Origin of the sequence: Nocardia sp. NPDC019323 (assembly GCF_044389845.1) — a bacterium.
In the GTDB taxonomy this organism is placed as follows: Bacteria; Actinomycetota; Actinomycetes; order Mycobacteriales; family Mycobacteriaceae; genus Nocardia; species Nocardia implantans.
Genome location: NZ_JBIRYN010000001.1, coordinates 576644 through 589665 on the forward strand (window position 1 = coordinate 576644; position 13022 = coordinate 589665).

A 13022-nucleotide genomic window follows, 5' to 3' on the forward strand; every position below is an offset into this window, starting at 1 on the left:
TCCTGGCCACTACTCCTGCGAGGGTTGCTCCCGTCAACCGATGAGCCGAATCAGGAGCAACTGTGTCCCTTGCAACCACCACCCACCTGAACTTCCGCGGCGACGCTCGCGCGGCGCTGGAGTTCTATCGGTCCGTTTTCGGCGGTCACCTCGCCGCCGTCACTTACGAAGACGCCGGGAATGTCCAGGTCGCGTCCGAGGCGGACCGGATCATGTGGGGACAGGTCGAGGCCGACAACGGTTTCCGCGTCATGGCCTACGACGTGCCCGCGCGGATGGGCTACGACCGAGGCGAGAACTCGTTCTTCGTCTCGGTGCGCGGCGCGACCGTCGAAGAGGTGTCGGGCTATTGGGACAAACTGACCGAGGGGGCGACGATCGTGGTCCCGATGGGCCCGGCGGGCTGGTCGCCCGCCTACGGGATGCTGCGTGACCGTTTCGGTGTCGTGTGGGTCCTCGACGTCGTCAGCGAATACAACGGGTAGCGCGGTGCGTCACCGGGGCGGCGGGCGCTGCCGCCCCCGTGGCACGCATCCGCGCGGAGTTGCCGTGGTGTCGGATGTCGTGGCTAATCTGCCGGGCATGGTCAACCCCGATACGGCACTGCGCCGCCTGCTGCGCGAAACCGGAAAATTGCTACAGCCGTACGGGTTCCACGGCACCGAGCCCACCTGGACACGAGTCGAAGCACGCGGTGTCGCCTCCGTCGGGCGCACCCGTGTCACCCGCACGTGGATCGACGGGCAACAGGTCCTCGGCTTCGGGTTGACCTTGCGGGCCACCCCCATCGCGTGGTGGGAGTACTGCACCTGGCGCGACGCCCGGCTGGGCCTGCCCCCCATACCGCTGGAGTCGGCCACCGGCCCCGGCCTGATCGACAGCCGGTCATTGGCCGACGAGCTGACCACGCCATGGACCCTGCGGGTCGACCCGGACCTGCCCGGCAGCCACGCGCTGCGATCCGATATCGACACCATCCGCAGCGAACTTCCCCGCCGCGTGCACGCCTACGCCCGCCGGGCGCTACGACTGCTGGAAACCGATCGCTACCTGGACGAACTGTCCGACCAACCCGATCAGGGAATCCGGACTCGCGAAGCGATCGTCGTCCTGCTCGCCGACCGAGGGCCGGGGCCGCGCCTCGACGAGGCCGTCCACCGCTTCCGGCAGTGCGCCGCGGAATCGGCCTACCCGGAAGACGCCATCGCTTACGCACGAACCCGGACAGCGGTCGGCGAAATCGTCTGCGAGAGCTGACGTTCTGGTGACTGGGGATCCCGCGATCCCGATGAGCCGTGCGGAATTCCGGCGCGGGCCTGAGTCTGGGCTGGGGCCGTCGGTGTAACCGGTCAGCGGCGTGCCGATCGGTTGTCCGGCCGCCCCGACGGAACCAGCGGAGGCGCGGGGAACACGCGGCGCACACCGCGCGTGAAAACGACGACGGTGGGTAGGCCGGGAACGTGACCGAACCCGGAAACAAGAACGCACCCGAACTGGGCGACCCAATCGATACCTCCCACCCTGACGACCTCGATCTCGAAGCCGGTGAAACCCCGGAGAACGAGGACGTCGACGAGGCGGCGGGCGCCGTCGAACCGCCCGACTGAGCACCGTTTCGCCCACGGCGGCCGGGGAATTCCGGCCGCATGGGTATCACTGTCGCCGTCACCGGGCCGACCGGCGAGATCGGCATCTCCGCCGTCACCGCACTGGAGAACGATCCGGCCGTGGACCGGATCGTCGGCATGGCTCGCCGCTCCTTCGAACCCGCCGCACACGGCTGGACCAAGACCGAGTACCGGCGCGGCGATATCCTCGACCGAGCCGCCGTCGACGCCCTGGTCGCCGACGCCGACGTGGTGGTCCACCTGGCATTCGTGATCATGGGCTCGCGGCAGGACAGCGCGCGGGTGAATCTCACCGGCACCCGCAACGTCTTCGCGGCGACGGTGGCCGCCGGCCGACCCCGCAGGCTCGTGTACACCTCCTCGGTCGCCGCCTACGGCTACCATCCCGGCAATCCCTCGCCCCTGACCGAGGACGTGCCGCCCGAGGGCTCGACAGAGCACTACTACTCCCAGCAGAAGGCCGTCTGCGAGGCCGCGCTCGCCGAGATCACCGCGGGCTCCGACCTCGAGGTGTTCGTGCTGCGGCCCTGCATAGTGGCCGGCCCGAAGGCTCCGGCCCTGCACGATCTGCCGTGGGCGAAGATCCCCGGCCCGCTGCGCGCGCTGGCCCGAGCCAATCCGCTGTTCAAGCCGCTGGTTCCCGACCCGGGCCACCCGCTGCAACTCGTCCACCACGACGACGTGGCCGCGGCCATCGCGCTGGCCGCCACCGCGGACGCGCCGCCCGGTGCCTACAACATCGCCGGTGACGGCACGCTCAGCCTGTCCGAGGTGGTGACCGCGCTGGGCGGCAGGCCGGTACGCGTCCCCGCCTCCGCCGCGACGGTCGCCTCGGCGGCCCTCACCTATCTCCCTTTCGTGCCCGCGACCCTCGAGTGGCTGCACATCGTCCGCACTCCCGTCGTCATGGACACCACCCGCGCGAAACAGCTTCTCGGCTGGAAACCGGCGCACACTTCCGCCGAAACCCTCGCGGCACTCGCCGCCAGCCGCTGAGCCCCGCGTACCATCCGCTCGGTGCGGAGCGCGACATGTGGTTACGGGCCCCGGACGCGCGCTCCCGCCCGCACGGATTCGGTCATCGGGTCGTGCGTGAATCCTTCCGCGCCGGTCCGCGACTCGTGTGGGCGCGCACGGCATCGAGATAGTCGGCGATGGCCTCCCGATTGCGCGTCAGGCAGTCGATGCGCCGGGACATGCGGGTCAGTTCGTCCTCCAGCAGGGCAAGCATCTGCGGCGTGGCCTCGTCGAACATGATGGAGCACGGCCGGTCGAGACAAGGCGGGACCTACCCGTCACGGTCGCGTTCGCCGCGCCGGATCCCGGCCTGATCGACGGCTACGCCGAGGCCGGAGCGCGGCGATTGCTCTTCGGCCTGCCGACCCTGCCGGAGTCGGAGACACTGCGTGCGCTCGACGAGCTCGCGAAGGCCGCCGACCAATACCTGAGCTGAGTCGGGAAGGCGCGACGGATGCTTCGGGTCCGATCGCCACACCGCCACGGGCGCAGCGGGATCGCCCACCGCTTCGGACTTGCCTTGACGTCGGCGACAAGGTTTACCGTTGCGATGCCGGTGTGCTGGTGAAGGTCGCGAGTACGGCGACAGCGATCACGCACCGGCTCCGCTCGGCATCCGAGATTCTCCCCCGCTGGGTCCGCACCGACGCGCATACGAAGGAATGTCCGTGAAATTCGCGATCAGCTACAGCACGCCGTTCAACGGGACCGATCCCGATCGGCTCACAAGGTTCGCCCAGCATGCCGAAGAGTGCGGTTTCGAGGCACTGTACGTGCAGGACCATATCGCCCTGTACCCGGGCGCGTCCTACGGCGCCGGACAACTGCCCGCGACGCTGCCCTACTTCGACCCGCTCGACTGCCTGAATTTCGTCGCCGCGGCCACGCGACGACTGCTGCTGGGCACCGGTGTCCTGTTGCTGCCGTACCGCCACCCCGTGGTACTCGCCAAACGCCTGGCCACCATCGATGTCTTGTCCAAGGGACGCATGCGGCTGCTCACCGTCGGAATCGGCGCCCTGCCGGGAGAGGCGCGGGCGGTGGGGGTGGACTTCCGCACCCGCGGCCGCCGCGCCGACGAGGCGATCGACGTGCTGCGACTGCTGTGGTCGGGCGGCCCCGACGGCGTCGGCTATCACGGCGAATTCTACGACTTCGACGATCTGTGCAGTTACCCGAAACCGTCGAACGTGAAGGAACTTCCGATCCATGTGGGCGGATCCAGCCGGGCTGCCGCCCGCCGCGCCGGACTGCGCGGCAACGGCTATTTCGCGGGCGGAATGCTGGCGGAGGCCGAGCGTGACCTGCAGATGGAGGCGGCACGCAGGGCGGCCGCCGAAGCGGGGCGCGATCCGGCCGCCTTGGAGTACACGCGCTGGGGCTCGGCCGATCTGTCGGTCGAGGAGGTCGGCCGACTCGAAGAACACGGTGTGACCCGGATCGTGGTCAACCCGACCGCGGCGAGCGCCGCGGAGCAGCACGACACGATGTCGGCATTCGCCGAGCGATTCGGTCTCGCGACGACGTAGTCGTCATGGGGCGACCGTCGCGGCCGCCCGGGGCATGACCGCCTCGGCGCGACGCTCCCGCCGGTCGATTCGCCCTGTCGAGTCACAGCGCCCGAACCTGGGGCGGATCACACCTTACGGAAGATCCACTTCTCCCGATCGCTTTCCTGGTTGATCATCAACTGGGGTCGATTGTTCAGAACCACCCCGATAACGAATTCGTCGTCACTGGTCGCGATCGGTGTTATCTCCGGGAAATCCGGCATGTCCCAGCCGTAATGCTCGTCGCAGCATACCAGGTGCCCATTCGTACGGATCGCCGCGAGGTGGCCACCGGTTTTCGTGTTGACGATGTCGAAATCACCCTCTTCGGGATTGGCCGGGCAGGTCCACAGCTGGGCGTTGTCGTCGGCGGCACGCTGGCGCATGGTCACGCTGTCCGCGTCGCCGTCGACCGCCAATGCCTGGCCGGTCTCGTAGTTGATGATTTGGTATGTGGTGGCAGTCTTTTCGGCCATGGTGTCGTCCTCACTGTGTGAGCGCACCGCTACCGGGCTCGACGCCGCCCGTGACGCTGCGCTGATCTCGTAGTCGTCGTCCAAGGCGAATCGCAGACAGCCAGTACAGCAGAATCGGCGCCACATCGGAGCGGATTCCCTCAGCTGTATCCCGATTGCCGTTCGCACTCCTCGGTGCGGAAGTAATTCATCCGAAAGGGGTGAGGGAAGGCCCGGCCGCGAATTCATATGCTGCACCGTGCGAACGAGATGCACGCGATCGATTCCTGCCGAGCGCACGACCTGAAGGGAGACGACCGATGACCGATACCGGCATGGGTGCCAAGCAAAAGATCGTGCCGTTGTCCTCGCTGACCGAGCAACCGCCCGCCCAGAAGAGCTCGCCCGGCTGGTACAAGCTGTACAACGACACTGACGTCTACGTTTCGGTGTACCGGCAGGAATGGAACAAGCCCAAATCGCTGTTCGTTCTCGCCCCCGGGCAGACCAGCTCGGAGTACGAGGCAGGACACGAGATCTACATTTTGTGGATCACGAATGTCGGCACCGAGTCGACGCCGATCACTTGGGATGATTCCGGCGGTTTCAGCTGTGAATACGTGTGGAGCGGGTACACGCAGGCGAACCAGGTGAACAACGTGAGTTCTTTCGGGTAGGACGAGACGCCGCCGGCCTACCGGCCGCTGCGGCCGGAGCGCGGTGCCCCTGCCCGACGGAGGAGTCGCGCCGCTGGTGAACGAAGATTTGGCCGAAAGTATGGATTTTCTGACCTCAGGTGTTTGGCATCGGTCTTTGTCCGGGTCATAGCGTTGTCACCATGAGCACACCTTCGATCGTCATCATCGGCACCGGTTTCGGGGGGCTCGGCATGGCGATGGAACTCCAGCGGGCGGGCCTGCACGATGTCACGATCCTGGAGCGGGCCGAGGACGTCGGCGGCGTCTGGCGGGAGAACACCTACCCCGGCGCGGGCTGCGACATCCCCTCGCCGCTGTACTCCTACTCCTACGCGCCGCGCACCGACTGGCCCAAGCGGTTCTCCCGGCAGCCCGACATCCTCGCCTACCTGCGCGGCATCGCCCGCGATCACGACCTGCTGTCCAAGATCCGCTTCCGCACCGAGGTCACCGAGGCGGAGTTCGACGACGCCACCGGACGGTGGACCGTGCGCACCGCCGACGGCGGCGAGCTGACCTGCGATGTGCTGATCTCCGCGGTCGGTCAGCTGTCGCGGCCCGCGCTGCCGAACATCCCCGGTGTGGAGAGCTTCCGCGGCACGGCCTTCCACTCCGCCGAGTGGGATCACGACGCCGACCTGACCGGCAAACGGGTGGCGGTCATCGGCACCGGAGCCAGCGCGGTGCAGTTCGTGCCCGCGATCGCGCCTTCGGTGGCGCATCTGACGCTGTTCCAGCGTTCGGCCGCGTGGATCATGCCGAAGCCGGACGTCGAGTACAAAGCCTGGCATCATCGCGCCTTCCGGCTGTTGCCGGTCACCCGCCTCACCGAGCGCTTCGCGTTCTGGCTGTTCTGCGAGTTCCTGGCGCTGGGGATCGTCGACGTGCCGGTCATCCGCAAACTGGTGACGCGGATCGGCCTGCGGCATCTCGAGCGCCAGGTCCCCGACCCGCGGCTGCGCGCCAAGCTCACCCCGGACTATCCGGCCGGCTGCAAGCGGGCGCTGTTCTCCAACGACTACCTGCCCGCGCTCACCCGGCCCAACGTGACGGTGGAGACCACCGCGATCACCGAGATCACCCCCGATGGCGTGCGCACCGCCGACGGCGTGCTGCACGAGGTGGACGCGATCGTCTACGGCACGGGCTTCAAGGGCACCGAATTCCTCTGGCCGATGCGGATCTCCGGCCGCGGCGGGCGCAAGCTCGCCGACGAATGGTCGCAGGGCGCCCGCGCGTACCAGGGCATCACGGTGCCCGGTTACCCGAACCTGTTCCTCGTCTACGGCCCGAACACCAACCTCGGCGTCGGTTCGATCGTCTACATGATCGAATCGCAGGCCCGCTACATCCGGCAGGCCGTCGCGCGCATCGCCGAGCGGCCCGGCCACGTGCTGGAAGTGCGACCCGAGGTCGAGGCCCGGTTCGATCGCAGGTTGCAGCAGCGCCTCGACCGCACACCGTGGAACTTCTGCTCGAGCTGGTATCGCAACGCGGCCGGGCGGATCACCAACAACTGGCCCGGCACCGTCACCAGCTACCGGTGGCACACGCGCAAGGTGGACTTCGCGGACTACGACTCGAGGCGCGTCTGTTGACGCTCGCCTCCCCTGCGGCAACAACTTCGACAAGTGGTGGAGATCAGATGACGTTCGACTACGACGTGGTGGTCGTCGGTTCCGGCTTCGGCGGCAGTGTGACCGCGCTGCGGCTGACCGAGAAGGGTTACCGGGTCGGCGTGCTGGAGGCGGGAAGACGTTTCGCCGACGACGAATTCGCCGAGACCTCGTGGGACGCGCGCAAGTACCTGTGGGCGCCGGCCCTGGGTTGCTTCGGCATCCAGCGGCTGACGCTGCTGAAGGACACCTTCATCATGGCGGGCGCCGGCGTCGGCGGCGGCTCGCTGGTCTACGCGAACACCCTCTACGAACCGCCGGACAAGTTCTACCGGGACCGCCAGTGGGCCCACATCACCGACTGGAAGGACGAGCTCGCCCCGCACTACGACCAGGCCAAGCGGATGCTCGGCGTGACGGCCAATCCCGCGACCACGCCGTCGGACCGCGTGCTGGCCGAGGTCGCGCAGGAGATGGGCGTCGGAGCCAGCTACCGCAGCACCCCTGTCGGCGTCCTGTTCGGCGGCAACGGCGCGCGGCCCGGTCAGGATGTGCCCGACCCGTTCTTCGGGGGTGTCGGCCCCGCCCGCAACACCTGCACGCACTGCGGCGAATGCATGACAGGCTGCCGCCACAACGCCAAGAACACCCTGGTCAAGAACTACCTCTACCTCGCGGAGCTGGCCGGAGCCACGGTTCATCCGCTCACCACGGTGACCGACGTGCGCCCGCTGCCCGGCGGGGGCTACGAGATCTCCACCGTCCGCACCGGACGCTGGGTCCGTAAGGCGCGCAAGAAGTTCACCGCCGAGCAGGTCGTCTTCGCCGCGGCCGCGCTCGGCACCCAGAGACTGTTGCACCGGCTGCGCGACCGCGGTTCCCTGCCCGACATCTCCCCGCGTCTGGGCGAACTCTCGCGCACCAACTCCGAGGAACTGCTCTCGATACGAAGCCGCCGCAAGGACTCCGACTTCACCAAAGGGGTGGCGATCACCTCCTCCATCCACCCGGACGACGACACCCATATCGAGCCCGTGCGCTACGGCAAGGGCAGCAACGCCATCGGCCTCATCGGCACCGCCATGATCGACCCCGACGGGCGCACATCGAAGCTGCGGCTGTGGGCGCGAACCATGCGCAAGCTCGGACGCGACGCCTTCCACCTGCAGAATCCGCGCGGCTGGTCGGAGCAGATGATCGGCTTGCTGGTGATGCAGTCGGTCGACAACTCCATCACCACCTACACCAAACGCGGTCTGTTCGGTCGCAAGATGACCACTAGACAGGGTGTGGGCGAACCGAATCCGACCTGGCTCCCGGCCGGGCACGAGGTGGCCCACCGGGTTGCCGAGAAGATCGACGGCATCCCGGGCGCGGGCTGGAGCGCCCTGTTCGACATCCCCATGACCGGGCATTTCATCGGCGGCTGCGTCATCGGCGACTCCCCGGAGACCGGAGTCGTCGATCCCTACCATCGGATGCACGGCTACCAGGGACTGCACGTCATCGACGGCTCGACCATCTCGGCCAATCTCGGGGTGAACCCTTCGCTCACGATCACGGCGCAGGCCGAGCGGGCCACCGCGCTCTGGCCGAACAAGGGTGAGCCGGATCCGCGACCGGAACCCGGCGCGCCCTACCGGCGCATCGCCCCCGTGCCGCCGCGCAACCCGGTGGTCCCGGCCGACGCCCCTGCCGCGCTCCGCTTGCCGATCGTCGAGATAAAAGGCCCCGCCGATCGAGCGGAGCCGACCGCGGACCCACGCGGCTGACTCGCGGAAACGGCGGGCCATGCCCATGGCCCGCCGTTCCAGCGCTCAGATGCCGACGTGCGCCGGGATGGACAGCGCGAACGGCGCATACCAACGACCATCGCGAGCACGAGCACAGCGATCAGACCGGGACGCCGCCATAGGTGCGCCGGTAGCGCGCTTGGAGGAATGACAGGATCCCGAACGCCATCAGTCCGAGGGCTACCGCGATGAGCAGCCACGGCCCCAACACACTGCCGGCGAAATCGTGCAGCACGGCGTCGACCCCTTTGGCGCTGGCGGGCTCGTAGTTCGCGGCTGCCACCACCGCGGCGAGTCCGATGCCGACGACGATCGCGCCGCGCGCCAGATAACCGATCCGGCCCAGCCAGATCACACTCTCCCGCGAAGCGTGCGTCATCCAACCCATGCGCAGGTCGTCGACGAAGGCGAGACGAATCCCGCGCAGGGTGATCAGGACGCCCGCGGCCACAACAGCCAAGCCGAGCAGCAGTACGACCACCTGTCCGCCGTCCCAGCCGAGGATCCGGGCGGTCACATCGCGTGCGAGAGCGTCGCTCGGCTGCGGCGTCCGGCCGTCGACGACGAACCGGAAGACGACGAAAGACGCGATGGCATAGAGGATTCCGAGCGCCAGAGCGCGCAACCGCGGCCCGTTCGACCGTGCTGCGGACGCGGCGGCGGCCTGCGTCAGCCGCCAGGCGGCGAGGGCGGCGAACCCGAGGGCCAGAATCCACAGCAGGAGATACCCCAACGGCTTGCCCGCGAGGGTGGCGAGCGCCCCACCCGCGGTCGGCTCGTGTTGGGCGGCGCCGACGGCCAGCATGAACGCGAGAATGCCGATGACGATGTACGCGATCCCGCGTGCGATGAAGCCGAAGCGCGCGGCCCCCGACAGTCCGCCGGATCTCGCGTACCCGCCGCTCCTGCGGTCGTGCCGTCGCCACCGGCCGCCATACCTGCTGCGCCAACCGCTTCCGTAACCGGTCCGCCACCGACTGCGCCGCACTCCGCCGTTGCGGCGCCATCGATATCTGTCAGCACTTCCGAACATGCTCATGGTTCTCACCTCTCCATGGACCGTATTGCCCACTGCGGGTGGAATAACCACGAACTCACCGGGAGAGCGAGAGATAATCCCGGACGGCGTCGACGGCTCGCTTAGCGCTCTCCGCCGCGGATTCCATCGTGGACGGAAGCTGGGTGCGGGTCCAATCGCCCGCGAGGAAAAGCCCGCCGATGGGCGTTTTCTGACTCAGCCGCAGCGACTCGAAGCCGGGGTGAGCGGAGAACGTGGCCTGCGGCTGGTGGATCACCTTGGTGCGCAGAACTTGCGCAGCGCGCGCCTCCGGATAGTGCTGGTGCAGCGATTCCGTTGCCCTGCGAACGAACTCGTCGTTGCGCAGATGCACGACGTCCCAGGACGCGCTGACCGCGAGCGAGTAGCAGTACCCGTCCCGATGGTCGCCGTCGTGCATACCGGTGGTGTCGAACACCCACTCGATGGTGGTGTCCCTGAGGTTCTCTGCCAGCCGCACCATGCGCAGCGGGCGGTCGAGCCAGACGTACACGCTGGAGATCGGCGCCGGCTCGATCTTGCGGACGGGATCGAAGAATTCGTGTCCGGCGAGCACGCCGCGGTCCAGCAGTGTGGTCAACGACCACGGTGGAAGTGTCAGGATCGCCGCGTCGCAATCGATCCGCCGCCCATCCGCCAACCGGAGGGCGGTCAACCGGTCATCGTCCAGCTCGACGTCGACGACCTGCGCACCGGTCGATATCTCCGCACCGCGTGCGCGCAGGAAGCGTTCGGCCGGCGCGACGAACAGTTCGTGCAGGCTCACCCGCGGCCATACCGCGTCGCCCGCGCGGAGATTTCCGGCCAGCGCGCGGCGGGCGATGAAGTGCAGGGCCTGGGCGAACGTGAAAGCCGATACGCGGTCCGGCTTCTCGTTCAGCAGGCCGATCACGAGTTGGTCCAGCGTCAGCTTTCGCAACGACTCCGGCACGCCGATTTCGCGGAACCACCGGTCGGCGGTCATGGTGTCCAGATCCGGCGACGGTTTCCACGCCGCGGTACCGATCCGCAGCCAGGTCCGCACGGCGGCGGGGCGTTCTCGCCACGGAATCGGCGGCCACACAAGCCAGGACAGGCCGGCGGTGTTCCGCAGCACGGCGGGCAACCAGCGTGGCCCACGTGCGGTGAGCAGCCGATCCGGCCCGGTCCTGATCGCGAACGGCGGTGCGTCCCAGTGCAGGTGCTCCTCGGTGCCGATGGTGCCGACGTACTCGAGCAGCGCGTCGTAACAGCCCGCGAACAGATGCTGACCGTTGTCGACCATGCCCTCGACACCGGGCACGTCGAAGGAGAACGTACGGCCACCCAGCCGCCCCCGCTTCTCCAGCAAGCTGACCTGGTGGCCCTGCTCCGCCAACCAGACCGCGGCGGCCAGCCCGGCCAACCCTGCTCCCACCACCGCGATACGGCGCGTACGCGAACCATCACCATGGAGAGACTGATACGTTACTTCAGTCATTTTCTCATAGTACGCGGCACCCCCGCCGCCCGGCCGCGATATCACCGATCGAATCGCCGGTGACGATGTTCGCGAATGAACCAGAATCGCCGTTTACTTTCAGCTATCGTCGGTGCCAGAGCAACCGCTCTGCGGGACGCCGTGGATCCGCGCGGCCCGCGCAGGCCCTTGCGGTCGGATATCGACCGCTCCGTTCCACCGAGGAGCCGCATGTACCCCGGCGCACACGTCGACCGATTCCCGGACAAACCTGCTGTTGTCGTCGCCGAGAGCGGCGAAGCGCTGACCTATCGGGAACTCGAGGAGAACTCGGTTCGACTGGCCCGGCACCTGCGCGACGCGGGGCTGCGCAACGGCGATCACGTCGCGCTACTGTCGGGAAACGACCCGAAGATCTACGAGGTCTATTGGGCGGCGTTGCGAACCGGGCTTTACATCACCGCGGTCAACCGGCATCTGTCGCCGAGCGAGATCAGCTATATCGTCGACGACTGTGGAGCCAGGGCGCTGATCGTATCGGCCGGTCTGGCCGACGCCGCCGAGCAGATCGTCCCGGAGACACCCGGGGTGGAGATCCGCCTCGCCTTCGGCGGCCACGTGCCGGGGTACAAGTCCTACGAGGAGGCCATCGCGGCGTCGTCGCCGGAGCCGCTGCCAGATCAGCCGCGCGGCGCGGACATGCTCTATTCCTCCGGCACCACCGGACGGCCCAAGGGCATCAAACAGCCGCTGCCGGACCGGCAGGTCGGCGATGCGCCCGGTGACACCTACACCGCGATCTTCGGCCCGCTCTACGGGTTCGACACCGAGACCGTCTACCTCTCCCCCGCACCGCTCTATCACGCCGCGCCGCTGCGCTTCGGAGGTGTGGTCCACGCGCTCGGCGGAACGCTTGTGATCATGGAGAAGTTCGACGCCGAACAGGCGTTGGCGGCGATCGAGCGCTACCGCGTGACCCATAGCCAATGGGTGCCGACCATGTTCGTCCGGATGCTGAAACTCGACGAGGCCGTCCGCGCCCGCTACGACGTGTCCAGCCTGCGGGTGGCCGTGCACGCGGCCGCCCCGTGCCCGGTGGACGTGAAGCGGGCGATGATCGACTGGTGGGGCCCGATCCTGTACGAGTACTACGCCTCGACGGAGGCCAACGGCGCCACTTTCATCGACAGCGAGCAATGGTTGCGCAAGCCCGGCTCGGTCGGCACGGCCGGCCTCGGCACCATCCGGGTGTGCGGCGACGACGGCGCACAACTGCCCGCAGGAGAAATCGGCACCGTCTACTTCGAACGCGACGAGGCCCCCTTCGCCTATCACAACGACCCCGCGAAGACGGCCGAGGCGGTCCACCCGGAACACCCGACCTGGACCACCACCGGGGACATCGGATACGTCGACGAGGAGGGCTACCTGTTCCTCACCGACCGCAAAGCCTTCATGATCATCTCCGGCGGTGTGAACATCTACCCGCAGGAGGTCGAGGACGCGCTCGCGCTGCATCCCAAGGTGTTCGACGTCGCGGTGATCGGCGTGCCCGACGAGGAGATGGGCGAATCGGTCAAGGCCGTCGTCCAGCCCGCTCCCGGCGCGGAGCCCGGTCCGGAGCTGGCCGCGGAGCTGCGCGATTATCTGCGCGACCGCATCGCCCACTACAAGGTGCCGCGGAGCTTCGACTTCGCCGACGATCTGCCCCGCACACCCACGGGAAAGCTGGTCAAGGGCAAACTCCGCCAGCGGTATGTGTGAGAGGTC

Annotated in this window: 13 protein-coding genes; 10 read left to right on the forward strand and 3 right to left on the reverse strand. The window is 67.9% G+C overall.

From position 1 onward, the window contains the following. Window positions 1–62: 62 nt before the first annotated feature. From ACH49X_RS02655 to ACH49X_RS02680, 6 genes are all read left to right on the forward strand, one after another. Entirely contained in the window at window positions 63–485 is a 423-nt protein-coding gene (locus ACH49X_RS02655; protein ID WP_195082378.1) for a VOC family protein, read from the forward strand. A 97-nt stretch (window positions 486–582) separates the two neighbouring features. After that, entirely contained in the window at window positions 583–1257 is a 675-nt protein-coding gene (locus ACH49X_RS02660; protein ID WP_195082377.1) for a hypothetical protein, read from the forward strand. Between the two features lie 203 nt (window positions 1258–1460). After that, window positions 1461–1607, forward strand: a complete 147-nt coding sequence (locus ACH49X_RS02665) for a hypothetical protein (protein WP_357206668.1) — start codon at window positions 1461–1463, stop codon at window positions 1605–1607. Between the two features lie 39 nt (window positions 1608–1646). Then, window positions 1647–2624: an NAD-dependent epimerase/dehydratase family protein gene (locus ACH49X_RS02670; RefSeq protein WP_357206670.1), complete on the forward strand. Its 978-nt coding sequence runs from the start codon at window positions 1647–1649 to the stop codon at window positions 2622–2624. A gap of 127 nt (window positions 2625–2751) precedes the next feature. Continuing rightward, window positions 2752–3081: a hypothetical protein gene (locus tag ACH49X_RS02675; RefSeq protein ID WP_357206672.1), complete on the forward strand. Its 330-nt coding sequence runs from the start codon at window positions 2752–2754 to the stop codon at window positions 3079–3081. 226 nt (window positions 3082–3307) lie between these two features. Continuing rightward, the gene (locus ACH49X_RS02680) at window positions 3308–4174 is read left to right on the forward strand and encodes a TIGR03619 family F420-dependent LLM class oxidoreductase (RefSeq protein ID WP_397068675.1); all 867 of its coding nucleotides are present in this window, start codon (window positions 3308–3310) and stop codon (window positions 4172–4174) included. A 107-nt stretch (window positions 4175–4281) separates the two neighbouring features. On the opposite strand, the gene ACH49X_RS02685 is transcribed toward ACH49X_RS02680, so the two are convergent. Continuing rightward, window positions 4282–4755, reverse strand: a complete 474-nt coding sequence (locus tag ACH49X_RS02685; RefSeq protein WP_357206676.1) for an RICIN domain-containing protein — start codon at window positions 4753–4755, stop codon at window positions 4282–4284. Window positions 4756–4970: 215 nt separating this feature from the next. On the opposite strand from ACH49X_RS02685, the gene ACH49X_RS02690 reads away from it, so the two are divergent. The 3 genes from ACH49X_RS02690 (at window position 4971) to ACH49X_RS02700 (ending at window position 8736) form a co-directional block, all read left to right on the forward strand. Further along, on the forward strand, window positions 4971–5327 hold the full coding sequence (locus ACH49X_RS02690; protein ID WP_195082371.1) for a hypothetical protein: 357 nt from the start codon (window positions 4971–4973) through the stop codon (window positions 5325–5327). Between the two features lie 161 nt (window positions 5328–5488). Continuing rightward, on the forward strand, window positions 5489–6946 hold the full coding sequence (locus ACH49X_RS02695; RefSeq protein WP_195082370.1) for an NAD(P)/FAD-dependent oxidoreductase: 1458 nt from the start codon (window positions 5489–5491) through the stop codon (window positions 6944–6946). A gap of 47 nt (window positions 6947–6993) precedes the next feature. Next, window positions 6994–8736, forward strand: a complete 1743-nt coding sequence (locus ACH49X_RS02700) for an FAD-dependent oxidoreductase (protein WP_195082369.1) — start codon at window positions 6994–6996, stop codon at window positions 8734–8736. 121 nt (window positions 8737–8857) lie between these two features. On the opposite strand, the gene ACH49X_RS02705 is transcribed toward ACH49X_RS02700, so the two are convergent. Then, window positions 8858–9796: a DUF1206 domain-containing protein gene (locus tag ACH49X_RS02705; protein ID WP_323124411.1), complete on the reverse strand. Its 939-nt coding sequence runs from the start codon at window positions 9794–9796 to the stop codon at window positions 8858–8860. Between the two features lie 55 nt (window positions 9797–9851). Beyond that, window positions 9852–11273, reverse strand: coding sequence for a hydroxysqualene dehydroxylase HpnE (gene hpnE / locus ACH49X_RS02710; protein ID WP_357206678.1), 1422 nt, complete (start codon window positions 11271–11273; stop codon window positions 9852–9854). Between the two features lie 210 nt (window positions 11274–11483). Here hpnE and ACH49X_RS02715 point away from each other — a divergent pair, with 210 nt between their 5' ends. Next, window positions 11484–13016 (forward strand): acyl-CoA synthetase, encoded by a 1533-nt coding sequence (locus ACH49X_RS02715; RefSeq protein ID WP_357206820.1) that lies wholly within the window; start codon window positions 11484–11486, stop codon window positions 13014–13016. Window positions 13017–13022: the final 6 nt, after the last annotated feature.